Source organism: Buttiauxella ferragutiae (assembly GCF_022637515.1).
Classification (GTDB): domain Bacteria; phylum Pseudomonadota; class Gammaproteobacteria; order Enterobacterales; family Enterobacteriaceae; genus Buttiauxella; species Buttiauxella ferragutiae.
In genome coordinates, this window is the sequence record NZ_CP093332.1 from 1,389,140 (window position 1) to 1,407,317 (window position 18,178).

15 protein-coding genes and 6 tRNA genes are annotated in these 18,178 nt (G+C 48.2%); 11 read left to right on the forward strand and 10 right to left on the reverse strand.

Going from position 1 to position 18,178, the window contains the following annotated elements; all coding sequences use genetic code 11:
- Positions 1-40: 40 nt before the first annotated feature.
- The 3 genes from ptsH to cysZ form a co-directional block, all read right to left on the reverse strand.
- Positions 41-298: a phosphocarrier protein Hpr gene (gene ptsH / locus MNO13_RS06285; RefSeq protein WP_034459025.1), complete on the reverse strand. Its 258-nt coding sequence runs from the start codon at positions 296-298 to the stop codon at positions 41-43.
- A 395-nt stretch (positions 299-693) separates the two neighbouring features.
- Complete coding sequence (gene cysK, locus MNO13_RS06290) at positions 694-1,665, reverse strand: cysteine synthase A (protein ID WP_064544589.1); 972 nt, start codon at positions 1,663-1,665, stop codon at positions 694-696.
- A 164-nt stretch (positions 1,666-1,829) separates the two neighbouring features.
- The gene (cysZ, locus tag MNO13_RS06295; protein ID WP_064544590.1) at positions 1,830-2,591 is read right to left on the reverse strand and encodes a sulfate transporter CysZ; all 762 of its coding nucleotides are present in this window, start codon (positions 2,589-2,591) and stop codon (positions 1,830-1,832) included.
- A 231-nt stretch (positions 2,592-2,822) separates the two neighbouring features.
- Between cysZ and zipA the strand changes: the two genes are divergently transcribed.
- The 3 genes from zipA to MNO13_RS06310 all read left to right on the forward strand — a co-directional run bounded on the left by zipA (position 2,823) and on the right by MNO13_RS06310 (position 6,137).
- On the forward strand, positions 2,823-3,833 hold the full coding sequence (gene zipA, locus MNO13_RS06300) for a cell division protein ZipA (protein WP_064544592.1): 1,011 nt from the start codon (positions 2,823-2,825) through the stop codon (positions 3,831-3,833).
- Between the two features lie 68 nt (positions 3,834-3,901).
- Positions 3,902-5,920, forward strand: a complete 2,019-nt coding sequence (gene ligA / locus MNO13_RS06305; RefSeq protein WP_241939657.1) for an NAD-dependent DNA ligase LigA — start codon at positions 3,902-3,904, stop codon at positions 5,918-5,920.
- 1 nt (position 5,921) lies between these two features.
- The gene (locus MNO13_RS06310; RefSeq protein WP_034459012.1) at positions 5,922-6,137 is read left to right on the forward strand and encodes a DUF3820 family protein; all 216 of its coding nucleotides are present in this window, start codon (positions 5,922-5,924) and stop codon (positions 6,135-6,137) included.
- Here the strand turns inward: MNO13_RS06310 and MNO13_RS06315 are convergent, their stop codons facing one another.
- On the reverse strand, positions 6,138-7,127 hold the full coding sequence (locus MNO13_RS06315; protein ID WP_064544596.1) for a bile acid:sodium symporter family protein: 990 nt from the start codon (positions 7,125-7,127) through the stop codon (positions 6,138-6,140).
- A 90-nt stretch (positions 7,128-7,217) separates the two neighbouring features.
- Between MNO13_RS06315 and MNO13_RS06320 the strand changes: the two genes are divergently transcribed.
- The gene (locus MNO13_RS06320; protein WP_241939658.1) at positions 7,218-8,156 is read left to right on the forward strand and encodes a LysR family transcriptional regulator; all 939 of its coding nucleotides are present in this window, start codon (positions 7,218-7,220) and stop codon (positions 8,154-8,156) included.
- Positions 8,157-8,275: 119 nt separating this feature from the next.
- On the opposite strand, the gene MNO13_RS06325 is transcribed toward MNO13_RS06320, so the two are convergent.
- The 4 genes from MNO13_RS06325 to MNO13_RS06340 form a co-directional block, all read right to left on the reverse strand.
- Positions 8,276-8,351: transfer RNA gene (locus tag MNO13_RS06325), tRNA-Lys, on the reverse strand.
- Between the two features lie 3 nt (positions 8,352-8,354).
- Positions 8,355-8,430: transfer RNA gene (locus tag MNO13_RS06330), tRNA-Val, on the reverse strand.
- Positions 8,431-8,463: 33 nt separating this feature from the next.
- A tRNA-Val gene (locus tag MNO13_RS06335) sits at positions 8,464-8,539 on the reverse strand.
- A 61-nt stretch (positions 8,540-8,600) separates the two neighbouring features.
- Positions 8,601-8,676, reverse strand: a tRNA-Val gene (locus MNO13_RS06340).
- A gap of 260 nt (positions 8,677-8,936) precedes the next feature.
- Between MNO13_RS06340 and gltX the strand changes: the two genes are divergently transcribed.
- Complete coding sequence (gltX, locus tag MNO13_RS06345) at positions 8,937-10,352, forward strand: glutamate--tRNA ligase (protein ID WP_064544606.1); 1,416 nt, start codon at positions 8,937-8,939, stop codon at positions 10,350-10,352.
- 65 nt (positions 10,353-10,417) lie between these two features.
- On the opposite strand, the gene MNO13_RS06350 is transcribed toward gltX, so the two are convergent.
- Positions 10,418-10,771, reverse strand: a complete 354-nt coding sequence (locus MNO13_RS06350) for a YfeC-like transcriptional regulator (RefSeq protein ID WP_064544608.1) — start codon at positions 10,769-10,771, stop codon at positions 10,418-10,420.
- Between the two features lie 221 nt (positions 10,772-10,992).
- Between MNO13_RS06350 and MNO13_RS06355 the strand changes: the two genes are divergently transcribed.
- From MNO13_RS06355 to MNO13_RS06370, 4 genes are all read left to right on the forward strand, one after another.
- Positions 10,993-11,068, forward strand: a tRNA-Ala gene (locus MNO13_RS06355).
- A gap of 48 nt (positions 11,069-11,116) precedes the next feature.
- A tRNA-Ala gene (locus tag MNO13_RS06360) sits at positions 11,117-11,192 on the forward strand.
- 263 nt (positions 11,193-11,455) lie between these two features.
- Positions 11,456-13,648 (forward strand): EAL domain-containing protein, encoded by a 2,193-nt coding sequence (locus tag MNO13_RS06365; RefSeq protein WP_241939659.1) that lies wholly within the window; start codon positions 11,456-11,458, stop codon positions 13,646-13,648.
- Positions 13,649-13,689: 41 nt separating this feature from the next.
- On the forward strand, positions 13,690-15,330 hold the full coding sequence (locus MNO13_RS06370; protein ID WP_133521993.1) for a diguanylate cyclase: 1,641 nt from the start codon (positions 13,690-13,692) through the stop codon (positions 15,328-15,330).
- 44 nt (positions 15,331-15,374) lie between these two features.
- Here the strand turns inward: MNO13_RS06370 and MNO13_RS06375 are convergent, their stop codons facing one another.
- Complete coding sequence (locus tag MNO13_RS06375) at positions 15,375-16,562, reverse strand: NupC/NupG family nucleoside CNT transporter (RefSeq protein ID WP_064544614.1); 1,188 nt, start codon at positions 16,560-16,562, stop codon at positions 15,375-15,377.
- A gap of 280 nt (positions 16,563-16,842) precedes the next feature.
- On the opposite strand from MNO13_RS06375, the gene MNO13_RS24425 reads away from it, so the two are divergent.
- Positions 16,843-16,920, forward strand: a complete 78-nt coding sequence (locus tag MNO13_RS24425) for a hypothetical protein (protein WP_422387212.1) — start codon at positions 16,843-16,845, stop codon at positions 16,918-16,920.
- On the forward strand, positions 16,913-18,151 hold the full coding sequence (locus tag MNO13_RS06380; RefSeq protein ID WP_064544616.1) for an Nramp family divalent metal transporter: 1,239 nt from the start codon (positions 16,913-16,915) through the stop codon (positions 18,149-18,151). The genes MNO13_RS24425 and MNO13_RS06380 overlap by 8 nt, the downstream gene beginning before the upstream one ends.
- The last annotated feature ends 27 nt before the right edge of the window (positions 18,152-18,178 follow it).

The window sequence follows — 18,178 nt, forward strand, 5'->3', positions numbered from 1 at the left end:
CTACCTTACTTGTGACTGATATTTACGAAGAACCCAGAACTTACTCGAGTTCAGCCATCAGTTTTACCAGATGCTCAACTGCTTTCTGATCATCTTCACCTTCAGCGGAGATGGTCACTACAGTCCCTTGAGTCAGGCCCAGAGTTTGCAGTTTGAACAGGCTTTTGGCGCTTGCGCTTTTGCCGTTGGAGGTCACAGTGATCTCAGAAGTGAAGCCTTTAGCTTCTTTAACAAACTGAGCAGCAGGGCGGGTATGCAGACCGTTTGGAGCGGTAATGGTAACTTCTTGCTGGAACATTGTATTTCCCCAACTTATAGGTTTTGTGTTGTGGAACTAAAGTCTAGCCTGGTGGCAAAACTTTAGCCTGTATAGTTAGCGTCGACGTTAACTGAAGACTTTACGCGACACAGGATGCTTTCGGGAACCACGAAATGTGCTCTGACATTTACCATGCGCTTCGCGGCTCGCTCGTCATTAATCATTATGCCGTGAAATGTGATTTTGCACCAAATCGATAAATCGATTCAGCAGACGTATCTCACACTTCGATTAATTTCGCGCATCAAAATAATTTGCTGGATAGATACCAGACCTGAAAGGGTGACGCAATGCCAGGGTAGCTAAAAGTTTGACGGACGCCACAAAAAAGCACCCATTTGGGTGCTTTTTTACTCAAACCTACCTGGTTGGCATCACTGTTGCAGTTCTTTTTCAGTGAAAAGATCGGCAAACAGGGCGGTACTCAGATAACGCTCCCCGGAGGATGGCAGTATAACCACAATATTTTTATTGGTAAATGCTTCATCTTCCTGAAGTTTTAATGCTGCAGCCACTGCCGCACCGGATGAAATCCCAGCAAGTATGCCTTCTTCTTCCATCAGACGGCGCGCAGTAGAAATAGCTTCGTCGTTAGTGATGGCGATAACTTTGTCGATCAGTTTGAGGTCGAGGTTGCCAGGAATGAAGCCTGCACCAATACCCTGAATTTTGTGCGGCCCAGGCTTGATTTCTTCACCTGCTAACGCCTGAGCAATGACTGGAGAATCCGTTGGCTCAACGGCCACGCTTATCAGATCCGTTTTGCCTTTGGTGTTTTTGATATAGCGGCTCACGCCGGTCAGCGTACCGCCAGTACCTACGCCGGCAATGAAGACATCGACTTCGCCGTCAGTATCTTCCCAGATTTCTGGGCCTGTGGTTTTTTCGTGGATTTCTGGGTTGGCCGGGTTACTGAACTGCTGCAACAACAGGAATTTTTCTGGATCGCTGGCAACGATTTCTTCAGCTTTCTGAATTGCACCTTTCATGCCTTTCGCGCCTTCAGTTAGTACCAGATTAGCGCCAAGTGCTTTCAACAGTTTACGACGTTCAATACTCATGGTTTCAGGCATGGTTAGCGTTAACTTGTAGCCACGCGCTGCAGCAACGTAAGCCAGGGCGATACCTGTGTTACCACTGGTAGGCTCAACTAACTCGACTCCCGGCTTGAGTACACCGCGTTTCTCGGCATCCCAAATCATATTGGCTCCGATACGGCATTTGACGCTAAAGCTCGGGTTGCGGGACTCTACCTTTGCCAGGATGCGTCCATTACCGATACGGTTCAGGCGAACCAGCGGCGTATGACCGATTGTCAGAGAGTTGTCTTCATAGATCTTGCTCATAGCCTGTCCTTTAACTGTATGAAATTTGGGAAACCTCTTCAGCATACCTGCTTAGAAGTTATGCGGAAGTAAAGAAATCGTATATCTATATGTAGAAGGGTAATAAGCTGTAGCAAGAAGGAATAACAAGGAATAAGGAGCGGTAGAAACCGCTCCAGAAAAAACTACTTCCACATGGCGTGTTTTGGGCGATAGCAATCCACCCACATCGCGGTCGCGCCGCAGACCGCAACCGGCATGATGACCAGGTTCAGGAAAGGAATCAGTGTGAACAGACTGATCAGCGAACCAAACTGCATGTTAATACCTTTCTTCTCACGCAACGAAATGCGCATCTCCTTGAATGGCACTTTATGGTTATCAAACGGATAGTCGCAATACTGGATAGCTAGCATCCAGGCGCTAAATAAGAACCATAAAACGGGTGCAACAGTTTGGCCGATGCCCGGTATGAAGTAGAGCACCAGCAGCACCAAAGCACGCGGTAAATACCAGGACAGCTTCTGCCATTCGCGTTTCATAATCCGTGGGACATCTTTCATGATGCCCAACACGCCGGTATCTGGCGGGGTGCTCCCTGTCAGACGCGCTTCAAGTTGCTCTGCCAGCAATCCGTTGAATGGTGCGGCAATCACGTTCGCAATGGTCGAGAAGAAATAACCAAATACCAACAGGATAGAGACCACTGCCACAGGCCAAATCAAATAGCTTAACCACTGCAACCAGTCTGGAACGTATGAAAGTAGGGTTGGAACCCACACATCCAGGCGTGAAAATAGCCACCAGAATGCGCCACCCATCAGTAAAATATTGACCAATAGCGGCATGAGCACGAAACGTTTGATTCCAGGCTCACGGACCAACTTCCAGCCCTGCGAAAAATAATAAACGCCACTGCGTGGCACGCTTCCTGATGGTGAAACCATAATCTGAACGAACTCCTTTTTGGGCTTTGCTTTGACATGCATATCCATCATAACTGAGTGTCAGCAGAAAAACTTATTAGGAAATGGTCGAAAAAACAGCAAAAAGTCGATTTCAGTCCATCTTTATGCTGAGAAAACTCTGTGCGGACTTGCACTTGAGCAGATGGGCAAATACTCTTAGTGAGTAAATGTTTGCCGCGGTGGCAAGGTGTTAGAACAACAGAGAATATAATGATGCAGGATTTGCGTCTGATATTAATCATTGTTGGCGCGATCGCCATAATAGCCTTACTGGTTCACGGTCTGTGGACGAGTCGTAAGGAACGTTCATCCGTTTTTCGTGATCGTCCATTGAAGCGCATGAAGTCTAAGCGTGACGAATACGAGCCGGATGGCGACGAGGCTGACGATGAGCAAGATGATGGAGTAGGTGAGGTGCGTGTGCGTCGGGTAACTCCTGCGCCAGAAACAGTGACTCGCGAGCCAGAAATGCCTCGTCAGCCGCAAGCACCTCAACACCAATACGAGCCACCTTACGCTTCTGCTGAACCACGTCAGAGTTCGCCTGTGCGTCAGCCTGAACCGGTCATGCCGCGTCAGGAAGTGCCAGTCGCACCGACGAATCACCAGCCAGCACCTCAACAGCATGTGCAGCCGGCGGTCCATCAAGCCCCACAACCGGCGCTACAACAGCCTGTTGTACCGCCAGTGGCACCGCAAGCTCCGATTCAACAGCCAACAGTTCAGCACGTAGAACCTGCGGTTGAACCGGCTGTTGCTCAACCGGCTCCGACACCAGAACCACCGGAACGTCGTAAAGAAACGGTGATTGTGCTTAATGTCTCGGCTCATGCGGGCAGTATGATTAACGGTGATGTGCTGTTAAACAGTATTCAGCAGGCGGGCTTTATTTTTGGCGAAATGAATATTTTCCACCGTCATCTGAGTCCTGATGGTAGTGGCCCGGTTCTGTTCAGCCTCGCTAATATGGTTAAACCAGGTTCGTTTGACCCAGAAAGCATGACGAATTTTGCAACGCCTGGCGTGACAATCTTCATGCAGGTACCATCTTATGGCGACCCGGCGCAGAACTTTAAGCTGATGCTTCAGTCTGCTCAGCATATTGCTGATGAAGTCGGTGGTGTTGTGCTTGATGATCAACGTCGCATGATGACGCCGCAAAAAATGCGTGAATATCAGGATCGTATCCGCGAAGTGGTTGAAGCAAACGCAACCCACTGATACCCATCCTGAACATGTTTCTCCCTAAACCCCCGCATGTCGGGGGTTTTTTATATTGATGGTGCGATATGGACACAATCGAACAACAAATTACTCAACTGCGAACCACGCTTCGCCATCATGAATACCTTTATCATGTGCTTGATAACCCAGAAATCCCTGATGCGGAATACGACCGCCTGATGGGGGAATTGCGCTCACTTGAAGAAGCGCATCCTGAGCTCATTACCCCCGATTCACCGACACAGCGCGTAGGGGCTGCACCTTTAAGCGAATTTACCCAAGTTCGCCATGAAGTGCCGATGTTGTCGCTCGATAACGCCTTTGATGAAGCGAGTTACCTGGCATTTAACAAGCGTGTCCAGGACCGCTTAAAAAGCACCGAAGCCGTGACTTTTTGCTGTGAACTGAAACTGGATGGCCTGGCGGTAAGCCTGCTCTATGAAGACGGTGTATTGACTCGTGCTGCCACGCGTGGCGACGGTACGACGGGTGAAAATATCACCGCCAACGTGCGTACCATTCGTGCTATTCCACTCAAATTGCGCGGCACAAATCTTCCTCGCCGCCTGGAAGTACGTGGTGAAGTGTTCCTGCCACAGGCGGGCTTTGAGAAAATTAACGAAGAAGCGCGCCGTACGGGCGGAAAAATTTTTGCCAACCCTCGCAATGCGGCGGCCGGATCATTGCGCCAGCTCGATCCTCGCATTACGGCAAAACGCCCATTAACCTTCTTCTGTTATGGCGTCGGCTTGCTTGAAGGTGGTGAATTGCCAGCCAGTCATCATGCACGTTTGCAGCAGTTCAAAGAGTGGGGCCTGCCAGTTAGCGACCGCATTCGTCTGTGCAACACACCAGAAGAAGTACTGGCGTTTTATCACCAGGTTGAGGCCGACCGCCCAACACTCGGCTTTGATATTGACGGTGTAGTCATCAAAGTAGATTCGCTTGCGTTGCAAGAAACACTCGGCTTTGTTGCTCGTGCACCACGCTGGGCAGTGGCGTTTAAATTCCCGGCTCAGGAACAGATGACCTTTGTTCGTGACGTTGAATTCCAGGTTGGGCGTACTGGCGCTATTACCCCGGTTGCACGTCTTGAACCTGTTCAGGTCGCGGGGGTGTTGGTCAGTAATGCCACACTGCATAATGCGGATGAAATTGAGCGCCTGGGCTTAAGAATCGGTGATCGCGTGGTCATCCGTCGTGCTGGCGATGTTATCCCACAGGTTGTTGGTGTGGTGGAATCTGAGCGCCCGGAGAACACCGCAGAGATAGTTTTCCCGACTCATTGCCCGGTTTGTGGGTCAGACGTTGAACGTGTGGAAGGCGAAGCGGTAGCTCGTTGCACCGGAGGCCTGATTTGTGGTGCGCAGCGTAAAGAAGCGCTTAAGCATTTTGTCTCGCGCCGTGCGCTGGATGTTGACGGGATGGGCGACAAGATCATCGATCAACTGGTGGAGAAAGAATACGTTCACACCCCAGCCGATCTATTTACTTTGACGCCGGGTAAACTTACCGGGCTCGACCGCATGGGGCCGAAGTCTGCGCAAAACGTGGTTGATGCGTTGGTTAAAGCCAAAGAAACCACCTTTGCGCGTTTCTTATATGCACTCGGTATTCGTGAAGTCGGCGAAGCGACAGCTGCTAGTTTAGCCGCTCACTTTGGTACGCTTGATGCGCTGTCTGCTGCGAGCATCGAGGAGTTACAAAAAGTTCCTGACGTCGGCATTGTGGTGGCTACTCATACGTTTAACTTCTTTGCCGAAGAGAGCAACCGTGAAGTGATCCGCCAGTTGACGGAAGAAGCGGGCGTCCACTGGCCAGCTCCCGTGGTTATCAAAGCCGAAGAAATTGACAGCCCTTTCGCCGGTAAAACGGTGGTGCTGACTGGCTCGCTGAACATCATGTCGCGTGACGATGCGAAAGCTCGTCTGGTGGCGTTAGGTGCAAAAGTGGCAGGTAGTGTGTCGAAGAAAACGGATCTGGTGATCGCGGGCGAAGCGGCGGGTTCTAAGCTTGTTAAAGCTCAGGAACTGGGTATTGAGGTGATTGATGAAGCTGAAATGATTCGCTTATTGGGTGAATGAAATGGATAAAGAACAGCTTATTGAGATAGCCAATACTGTGATGCCGTTCGGCAAGTACAAAGGCCGCGTGTTGATCGATGTACCGGAAGAATATTTGCTGTGGTTTGCTCGCAAAGATGAGTTTCCGCAAGGCCATCTGGGTGAGTTGATGAGGCTCACATTGCTGATTAAAACTGAAGGGTTAGAGGGGCTGGTTAAGCCCCTCAAACGGCATTAATTAAGCATTGTCGGTGGCGGCTTTGGCCGCCACTTGAGTCTCTTTCTGGTAACGCCTTGCCAGAACAGCACAAATCATCAGCTGCAACTGGTGGAAGATCATCAGTGGCAGCACCATCATCCCCACGGTGGCGACCGGGAATAAGATATTTGCCATCGGAATACCATTCGCCAGGCTCTTTTTTGAACCGCAGAACACGATAGTAATTTCGTCCGCCTTACTAAAACCCAGACGTCTGGCGACGAACATATTGATACTGATAACAATGGCCAGCAATATCAGGCTCACAACAACGATAAACAGTAGTGAACCTAAACCGACTTTGTGCCAAATTCCATGTCTGACCGCCTCGCTAAACGCCGTGTAGATAACCAGAAGAATTGATGTCTGGTCAGTCTTACCTATCCATTTTTTATGGCGCGCAACCCAATCACCAATCCACGGGCGCGATAAATGCCCGGCGACAAATGGCACCAGCAGCTGCAACATAATACTGCCGACTTGTTGCAGGCTACCGCTTGCGCCGTGGACGTGCATCACCATGCCAACTAACAATGGCGAGAGGAAAATACCGAGCAGGCTTGAAGCGGAAGCGGCGCATACGGCCGCAGCAACATTCCCTCCGGCAAGTGAAGTGAAGGCAATGGCAGATTGCACGGTGGCAGGCAGAATGCAAAGGTACAAAAAGCCGGTGTAAATTTCCGGACTGACATTAACTGGTGCCCACCAGGCAAACAAAACACCCAATACCGGGAAGAGTACAAAGGTGCTGCACATCACCCACAAGTGCAGCCGCCAGTGGCTGCTACCCGCGATAATTGCCTCACGCGAAAGCTTTGCGCCGTGCATAAAAAATAGCAATGCAATAGCCGCAGTTGTTAGCCCTTCAAAAAAGCCCACAAAACTACCTTGAGCCGGGAAGAAAGACGCCAGCAGTACGGTAACAATCAACGTCATCGTAAAAGGGTCGAGCACGCGAAAGAGTTTCATCATCATTCCTCAAACTGTTATCGCGCCATTGTGCTTTTATCGTTTTTAGAAATAAAATTGATTTATTGAATACATTAATGAAAAAAACAGATGAATTACTCTCTGCGTCAGTTAAAAGTCTTCGTTGCCGTGGCTCATGCTGGAAGTTTTAGCCGGGCAGGGGAGCAAATTGGCCTGAGCCAATCGGCAGTCAGCCACAGCGTGAAAGAGCTGGAAAATGAAATAGGCGTAAAACTGTTGGATCGCACCACGCGCGAAGTTGTGCTGACGGATGCGGGCCAACAACTGGCATCACGGCTTGAGCGGTTGCTGGAAGAGTTGACCAGTACATTGCTGGACACGCGCAGTGTCGGCCACCAACTAAGCGGTACCGTGCGAGTTGCGGCAAGCCAGACTATTTCCGCTCATTTGATGCCACAATCTATTGCGGCGGCGGCACTGAAATATCCTGCTATTCGCTTCGTGCTACATGACCGTCCGCAGCAGTGGGTGCTGCAAAGTATTCGTCAGGGGGAAGTGGATTTTGGCATGGTTATCGACCCCATTCAGGCAAGCGATCTGGATTGTGAGGCTGTGCTATCTGAGCCTTTTTTATTACTGTGCCGTAATGACCATCCATTTGCTGCCTGCAAACAGGTTCCATGGCAGGATCTACAAGGTACAAATCTGGTTTTGCAGGATTATGCATCGGGCAGTCGACCATTGATCGATGATGCATTAATGCGCCAGGGCATTGAGGCAAATATTGTGCAGCAGATAGGTCATCCGGCGACACTGTATCCTATGGTTGAAGCTGGAATCGGCATTAGTGTACTTCCCGCACTTGCATTGCCATTACCGCAAGGCCGACCATTGGTTGTGCGGCCACTTGTCCCGGTGGTGGAGCGGAAATTAATGCTGGTACGGCGCAAAAATCGCTCGCTATCGCGTGCAGCGGAGGCGATTTGGCAGGTTGTCCGTCAACAGGCCCAGCAGTTAACTGCAGCGCGCCAGGGCGATCCGCTATTTGATAATAATGAGGTTTTGTAGGGGGAAATTAGCGTAAGCGGCAATGTTGTTTCGCAGCACTCAGCTTGAACCTGCAGCAGGTTCAAATCCCGCCCGAATCGCGCATAGCAAAAAGGCGCCTTTAGGGCGCCTTTCTACATTGGTGGGGCGTGCAGGATTCGAACCTGCGACCAATTGATTAAAAGTCAACTGCTCTACCAACTGAGCTAACGCCCCGAATGGTGGGTGATGACGGGCTCGAACCGCCGACCCCCTCCGTGTAAAGGAGGTGCTCTACCAACTGAGCTAATCACCCAAACTTCGGTACTGCTATCGCAAGAGTAGATAATGGTGGGTGATGACGGGCTCGAACCGCCGACCCCCTCCGTGTAAAGGAGGTGCTCTACCAACTGAGCTAATCACCCAAATCTTATCTCTTACTGTACTTCTTAATGACTACACACTGCGGTATCACTCACTAATGGATGGTGGGTGATGACGGGCTCGAACCGCCGACCCCCTCCGTGTAAAGGAGGTGCTCTACCAACTGAGCTAATCACCCCCGCTGTGTGGAGTCGCATTATAGGGAGAGTTGAAAATGAGTCAACGCCTTTTCTAAAGATTTTGTTTGTTCGTCGTAAAAATAAACAATGCGATCGCCAAATATCCATGGGTGATTGATTTATCACCAGAATATAAGGATTGCTGAGAACACAAGGTATCGACATTGAGGAATCAGCACACAGTGGTAGAATGTTTTCGACTAAATATTCCCTGGCATTTGCCGGTTTCCCGGCACTTTTGCGTAATTAAGGCCGTTTAATGAAAATCAAAACTCGCTTCGCGCCAAGCCCAACAGGCTATTTGCACGTTGGTGGCGCTCGTACTGCTCTTTACTCATGGCTTTTTGCTCGTAACCACGGCGGCGAGTTTGTGCTGCGTATAGAAGACACTGATCTTGAGCGTTCAACCCCAGAAGCTATCGAAGCTATTATGGATGGCATGAATTGGTTGAGCCTTGAGTGGGACGAAGGCCCGTACTACCAGACCAAACGTTTTGATCGCTACAACGCGGTTATCGATGAAATGCTGGAAGCGGGCACAGCGTATAAATGTTACTGCTCTAAAGAACGCCTTGAAGCGCTGCGCGAAGAACAAATGGCGAATGGCGACAAGCCGCGTTACGACGGCCGCTGCCGTCACGGTCATGAACATCACGCGGCAGACGAACCTTGTGTGGTGCGTTTTGCCAACCCGCAAGACGGTTCTGTGATTTTCGACGACCAGATCCGTGGCCCAATCGAATTCAGCAACCAGGAACTAGACGATCTGATCATTCGCCGTACCGACGGTTCCCCAACTTATAACTTCTGTGTGGTGGTCGATGACTGGGATATGGAAATCACCCACGTTGTTCGTGGTGAAGACCATATCAACAACACACCTCGCCAGATCAACATCCTGAAAGCGTTGAATGCACCTGTTCCGGTATATGCGCACGTTTCTATGATTAATGGCGATGACGGTAAAAAGCTTTCTAAACGCCACGGTGCCGTAAGCGTCATGCAATATCGTGATGATGGTTATCTGCCTGAAGCTTTGCTGAACTACCTGGTGCGCTTGGGTTGGTCACACGGCGATCAAGAGATCTTCACGCGTGAAGAGATGATCAAGCTGTTCACCCTTGATTCAGTCAGCAAATCTGCCAGCGCATTTAACACGGAAAAATTGCAGTGGTTGAACCACCACTACATTAACCATTTGGCACCTGAATATGTTGCCACGCATCTGCAATGGCATATCGAGCAGCAAAATATTGATACCCGTAATGGCCCGCAATTGGCTGAACTGGTGAAACTGCTTGGCGATCGCTGCAAAACTCTGAAAGAGATGGCTGAAACTTGCCGCTACTTCTACGAAGACTTCAGTGAGTTTGATGCGGATGCTGCGAAGAAACACCTGCGTCCGGTTGCGCGTCAGCCACTGGAAGTGGTGCGTGACAAACTGGCAGCGTTAACTGACTGGACAGCAGAAAACGTGCATAACGCAATTCAGGCAACAGCTGATGAACTGGAAGTGGGTATGGGCAAAGTTGGCATGCCACTGCGCGTAGCGGTTACTGGAGCAGGGCAGTCACCTGGTCTGGATGTCACCGTTCATGCAATCGGTAAACAACGTTCTATTGCGCGTATCAACCAGGCGCTGGAATTTATTGCACAGCGTGAAGCACAACAGTAACGCATACGGTAATAAATAGAGTACTTGCTAACAAGCCGGCTTATGCCGGCTTTTTAATACTCGTCTTATTCATCACGAATACTTAAACGTTTTAAAACTCCCGCAATTCCTTCCCGAAGAAGCAGTGCAGACAACTTTTCTTGCTCAACTATCGACATCTGTTTCATCGAATTAAGCAGAAGGCCTTCCAGGGAAGTGTCATTAACGTGGTAGTTGCTGTGTTTCTCAGAAACACGTTTTGCACTATTAATAAAATCGCGTACACGTTCGTCAACATGAATCAGCCGAGCTTTACCACCTTGAACACCGGGTTTTTGCGTGGTGAGCCAACATTCTTTACGTACCCATTTGTTGATTGTTTGACGACTGTAACCGGTAATTATCGCCAGCTCTTCTGGGGTCATACGTTCCTTGAGCACAGTTTTTCCTTAAGTCCAAAGGGGTTATTAGTGGTTCATTTTAGAGGATCATTTTACTGGAAACTGTGACAGGATTAACTACAGCATCATGATATGCAATTAGCTTTGTTCACATTGTTTGCTTTTTCGACGATCAACCGCAGAACAAGAATTTGCCGTTGACACTGTTGAATGGGTTTCATATGATGCCGCCCGTCGATACGACACGGTGTTCACGGTATGGGGCTATAGCTCAGCTGGGAGAGCGCTTGCATGGCATGCAAGAGGTCAGCGGTTCGATCCCGCTTAGCTCCACCAAATCTTAACCAGCAAGATTTGAACCGTTTACACAGTAAGACCCTTCGTGGGGCTATAGCTCAGCTGGGAGAGCGCTTGCATGGCATGCAAGAGGTCAGCGGTTCGATCCCGCTTAGCTCCACCAAAATATAAAACCCTCGCCTGATGGCGGGGGTTTTTTCGTTTTAATAACAAAAAAACTCAAAATCACCGCACACCAGCGACATTTATTACACATCTATTCACTTGGTGAATATATCAAACTATTTCTCTTTGTTGGGATGTGTAAAAGATGAAGTAAATTAAAGAGATGTGGTATTCCGCAAACTTGATTTGCGCAATAAATAAACGTATTATTCATCACCGAATAACGCTGCCAAACAATGCAGAATACTCACTCCAGAGCTTATGACTTTCCGAAAAATGATAAAAAAATCCGTCACAGCACTGGTTTTAAGCCTTCTGCTTGTTCCTCTTTCTCGCTACATCTCACCCGCTACAGTTGTTGAATCTAAGCAGATTTATCTCGCATACCTTCCAATAAGTTTCATGATCGCCATGGTGCTTATCTATGGGCGGTTAGGTATTATTCCGTTAATAATAGCTTCAATCATCGCATATTCATTCTGCTTGAAAATATCCTGGTTTGCGGTGGTGATATTTGTCCTTTGTCTGGTCTCTGCAATATCAGTTTGTTGCATGATGGCTCGTTATTATCTTGGTGCACGCTGGCGTCATGGTTTAGCAGATAAAGGTATTGGCATCAGGATATTTTTGCTTGGTTTTGTTGTCCCATTCCTTATTAAAATATTGATGTATATTTCCGGAATATATATTCATTTTCCTGCTCGGGTTGCAGCGTATTTCGGTGATAACTCACTTATTTTCATGGTGGTCGATTTCCAAAGCCTGGTTGCCGCATCGCTTATTTTTACCCCTTTATTCTATTACCCATTAAGGATGATCCTGAATCCTTATTATGCGCGCGCATTCTGGCTCCGTTGTGTGGTGCGTGATTTTGTTGGGCCGCGCCGTTGTTACTCCTGGACTTGGGTCTTTTGCTTAATAACTCTGCTGGGGGTTTTGTGTTCCTCCTGGGGGGTTCTGCAGGTTTCTGGCTATCTGGTACCGGTCATCTTCGTGCTATTTGCTCTCGGAATCCGCCATTTCGGCCCGCGTATCATGGGGCTAATGTGGGCGATTTCTGCATGGTTATTGCTGACCTATAACGATGGTTTCCTGTATGGGGTAAATACTGAATTTGCTCTGTCCTTTATTCTCTCGGTATTTATCTCATTTAGCGTCTGTATGGTGTATATGACGTCGATGTTCAAGAAAAATGAGTGGATGAAGCGTATTTATCGTTCGCAAGCCCTGACTGACCCCTTAACTCAGTTACCGAATATTCGTGCGCTGGAACATCATGTGCAATGTTATCCAAAAGGGACGTTGTGTTGCTTGCGTATGTCTAATCTGGAATTTTTAAGTCGCCATTATGGCATGATGATGCGTATTGACTGTAAACGTATTATCACCAGCCAATTAACCCCTTTGCTACATCAAGGTGAACAGGTATTTCAATTACCTGGCAGTGAATTATTAATATTTTTACATACTCAGGATGCTGCTGCACGACTCGGTAATATGGTCGATACACTCAATAGTAAACAAATAAAATGGCATAACACTATGCTGGACATTGAGTACAGTGCATCTTATAGCGCTATCGATAATGACCTTGTTGAATTACACCATACATTAGGGCAATTAAGTTATCTGTCTGAACAGGCTTGTGCCAGCAGGCGTGTGCTAAGTCTGAATACCCGAATTGAAGATGTTTCAGGCCAGACGACAGATCGCGTTTTACTTCTGCAAAAAATTAAACATGCTTTGAATGATGAACAATTTTTTGTGCTGTATGCCCAACCCGTTATGAATGTGCAGGGGAAGGGCTATCACGAAATACTCAGTCGTTTAATATTAGAGGGCGAAGTTATTACGCCGGATAAGTTTATTCCTGTGATCACTGAATTTAACCTCAGTACCCGCTTCGACATGCTAATCATGAAGAAACTGGTGAGTTTCCTGCAGCAACATGCTGTCGAAAGCCAACAACCGCGTTTTTCTGTCAATCTTATGCCACTGACGTTAATGCAAAAAGATATCGCTCATGACATTGTTTCCTTGTTTGCTGAATATCAGGTGCCAACCTGCAGTGTAATTATTGAAGTTACTGAGGAACAGGCATTTTCAGAATCAGAAATCTCAATGCAGAACATCACGCTGCTGCGTGAAAGCGGCTTTAAAATTGCTATTGATGATTTTGGCACTGGCTATGCCAATTACGAAAGACTCAAACGGCTTCATGCGGACATTATCAAGATTGATGGGTGTTTCATCAAAGACATCACATCGGACTCGCTTGATCCGCTGATTGTTAAATCAATATGTGACATGGCACAAGCGAAGCAACTCAGTGTCGTTGCCGAGTTTGTTGAAACTGAAGAACAGCGCACCCTTTTGCTTAGCCTTGGCGTAGAGTTTTTACAAGGTTATCTGATTGGCAAACCAGAGCCTCTTAATACAGTCCATACTTTTTAAGGTAGCAGTATGTTGCGAGCATCTGATCACAGGACTTTATTGTGAGCACTTCCAGAGCGAATAGATTCCGTTTACCGTTGGCCAACACACTGCGTGTTATTCATCTGTGCTTTATTTTTGTTTTTGTCCTGACCGCCATATTGTTCTGGCAGCAAGGGCAGTTGTTTAGCCAGGGTTATCGCACCGGGCAGTTAAGCCACCTGGAAAGCGTGATTGCGCGGCTTGAAAGCAGAGCACAATACAAGGTTGATAATCTTCGCTATTTAAAACGAATTTTTATTGAAGCGATGGATGATCCGATTTTTCCTGGTAGCCCGGTGGCTCCCTGGGAAGTTAATGAGAATGCGATTCAAAGGCCACTATGGATAGGCGAGTTACCCCTGCCTGATACTGTCACTGAAGATGAAGCTTTTCAGGGCAAAGAATCACAGGAAGTGCGTAATCAACTCAATGGGTTGCGTAAAATACAGGGGCTTTTCCCGCTGGCAACCGGGGAACATGAACTGCTTGCCGATTTGTACTATATCTCGCGTGAAGGTGAATTTATCGCCTCTTTATCGCAAGAGGTTAACGAGCAACTGATCAATAGTTATAACCCGCACGAAAAGCAGGGTAGTTTCGTATTGGCTTCACCGCTTTTGAATCCCCGGCGCGCACCATTCTGGACGCGGCAAAACATCGCTAACAGCGATGAGACAGTGATTAACGCGGCGATACCAGTCGATTTTGGTGGTGAATGGGTCGGGTTGTTGGGCATTGCATTTGATAATCAGTCAGTACAGAAATTTCTTGCCTCTTCATTACCTGAAGGGACGCAAAGTGCCTACCGATTATATGATGAGCAGTTAAAACCGCTGACAAAAGCGGTGGGTGCGGAAAACAACGTACAGCTGAACGTGGAGCAGAAGAAAACCATTCTCAAGATGTTGATTGATAAACCGCGCGGCACTTTCCGTTCCGGGTCGGTATTTATCACTTTTGGTAAGCTGAGAGGGACACACTCGGTTCTGGTGAGCACCCAAACCCTGAGCCAGGGGCTGCACGAAGATTTTGGGCGATTCAGTCTACTTCTCGTCACGATGTTTTTGATTTTTGTGCTTTCTCTTTTAGGAGCACATCGCATTATTTGCCGCCTGGTGGGCAATATGGGCAATTTACAACGTGAAATGCAGCATCATGCGCTTCATGATGATTTGACCGGAGTACTTAACCGGCGTGGTTTCTTTGAGAAAACATCGCAAGTCAGCCCTAATTATGTCGATTACACCCTTGTTCTATTGGATCTCGATCACTTCAAAAAAGTCAATGATATGTATGGACACCAGGTCGGTGACAATGTGTTGATCCACGCCACTGGGCGTATCCAGCGTGCCATACGTAAACAGGATATTTTGGGGCGTATAGGCGGTGAGGAGTTTTGTATTTACCTGCCAAACTCTGACCTTAAAACCGGGATCAAGGTGGCGACACGTATCAAATGGGAGCTTGAGTCATCGGCGCTGATTCTTGAAGATGGCTCGCAGTTACCTGTTACCGCATCGCTGGGTGTCGCGTCGTATCGCGAACATCCTGAATACATGCTTGAGCAGATCCAATCCCTTGCGGATATGCGTATGTACAGGGCCAAAGCACGCGGAAGAAATCAGGTGTGTTGGTTGGGTGAAGATAAATTTCAGGCATAAAAAAACCGAGGCGTAAGCCTCGGTTTTTGTTTGTAGCGTCAGGATTACAAGAACAGGCCTGCAATAGAAGCAGACAGAATGCTCACAAGCGTTGCGCCATAAACCAATTTCAAGCCGAAGCGAGAAACCACATTACCTTGTTCTTCGTTCAGGCCTTTAATCGCACCAGCGATAATCCCGATAGAAGAGAAGTTAGCAAACGACACCAGGAACACAGACAGGATACCTTCCGCACGTGGGGAGAGCGTACCCGCCAGTTTTTGCAGATCCAGCATCGCAACGAATTCGTTCGATACCAGTTTGGTTGCCATGATACTGCCAACCTGCAGGGCTTCATGTGAAGGAACACCCATCACCCAGGCTATTGGATAGAAGATGTAACCCAGAATGCCCTGGAAGGAGATACCGAAGATAGCTGCAAACAGTGCGTTCAATGCAGAGATCAAAGCGATAAAGCCAATCAGCATTGCGGCAACGATAATCGCAACTTTAAAACCTGCCAGGATATATTCACCGAGCATTTCGAAGAAACTTTGACCTTCGTGCAGATTAGACATCTGCAGGTTTTCTTCGCTCTCTTCAACACGGTATGGGTTGATAAGAGATAACACGATGAAGGTACTGAACATGTTCAATACCAGCGCTGCGACCACATATTTAGGTTCGAGCATCGTCATATAAGCGCCGACAATCGACATGGACACAGTAGACATGGCCGTAGCGGACATTGTGTACATGCGGTTGCGGGACATCTTACCGAGAATATCCTTATAGGCGATAAAGTTCTCTGACTGTCCCAAAATCAGTGAGCTTACGGCGTTAAAGGATTCCAGTTTACCCATACCATTCACTTTAGACAGAAGGGTACCGATAAAGCGGATAACAATTGGCAGCACGCGAATGTGTTGCAAAATACCAATCAGCGCAGAGATAAAGACGATTGGGCAAAGTACTTTCAGGAAGAAGAAGGCGAGTCCTTCGTCATTCATCTTACCGAATACAAAGTTTGTCCCTTCATTAGCGAACGACAGGAGTTTCTCAAACATTTCTGAGAAGCCTCTCACGAAGCCCAGGCCCACTTCTGAGTTCAGGAAGAACCAGGCGAGAATGAGTTCGATCACTAACAATTGAACGATAAAGCGAATACGGATCTGCTTACGATTGCTGCTGAGCAACAAAGCAAGCAACGCAACCACGGCAAGCGCTAAAACAAAATGCAGAACGCGGGACATATTTGCTCCAAATATTATGAGGCAGGTTTAATTTCGTTGCACATTCTATGTAACAAGCAATAAGAAAACGAGAGCAATCGCACACTATAGTAATGACATGTGACCAATCTCAAAATTAGTGATCAACCATACATTTCTGCTATGTTAAGTAAAGAAGGTAAAAGTTGCGTCAATGCACATATCTTCATAATAGTTGTTGTCTTCATTGTGGTTCGTTAATCGGCGCCTAAAAATCCCTCATTGTTTCAAACTATAGAAGAAATCAGTTTTTGTCCCTTAAATGAATTTGATAATCATTCTCACTTTTGCTAGCTTGAAACATAGCAAAGGCTATATCTCAGAGGCAGATGATGACTAATACTCGCGTTGAAAATAGTGGTACTCGCACAGCGCGCAGATTACGCCTGGCGTTGATGGGGCCGGCTTTTATTGCTGCCATTGGTTATATCGACCCTGGTAACTTTGCCACCAACATCCAGGCGGGGGCCAGCTTTGGCTATAAATTGCTGTGGGTGGTGGTCTGGGCCAACCTGATGGCGATGCTCATCCAAATCTTGTCTGCAAAACTCGGCATCGCGACCGGTAAAAATCTTGCCGAACAGATTCGCGACCATTATCCGCGCCCGGTCGTCTGGCTTTACTGGGTACAAGCCGAAATTATTGCCATGGCGACAGATCTCGCCGAATTCATTGGTGCGGCGATTGGTTTTAAATTAATCCTCGGTGTTTCTTTATTGCAGGGCGCGGTGCTGACAGGTATTGCCACGTTCTTAATCTTGATGCTGCAACGGCGCGGCCAAAAACCACTCGAAAAAGTGATTGGCGGGTTATTGCTATTTGTCGCAGCCGCTTACATTGTCGAACTCATTTTCTCACAGCCTAAACTGGTGGAACTGGGCAAGGGTATGTTGATCCCGAGCCTGCCAAACAGCGAAGCGGTATTTCTGGCGGCGGGTGTGCTTGGCGCCACCATCATGCCGCACGTTATCTATCTGCACTCGTCGCTCACCCAACATTTACATGGTGGCAATCGGGCCGAACGCTATTCAGCGACCAAATGGGATGTGGCGATAGCAATGACCATCGCCGGATTTGTTAACCTGGCGATGATGGCCACCGCCGCCGCGGCATTTCACTTCACGGGCCATACCGGTGTTGCTGACCTCGACGAAGCTTATCTCACACTGCAACCGTTGCTCAGTCACTCGGCGGCTACCATCTTTGGTTTAAGCTTAGTTGCTGCGGGCTTGTCGTCTACTGTGGTGGGGACGTTAGCCGGGCAAGTGGTGATGCAGGGCTTCGTGCGTTTTTATATCCCGCTATGGGTTCGCCGCTCCGTGACCATGGCACCGTCATTCATTGTGATTCTGATGGGGCTTGATCCCACTCGCATCCTGGTGATGAGCCAGGTATTACTCAGTTTCGGGATTGCCCTGGCACTGGTTCCACTGCTGATTTTTACCAGCAATGACAAACTGATGGGCGATTTAGTCAATACACGCGTCGTGAAAACAACGGGGTGGGTGATTGTGGCGATAGTGGTTGCGTTGAATTTGTGGCTGCTGATTGGGACGGTGTTGGGGCTGTAACAGTGAAAACGGTGGGGGTGATAATCC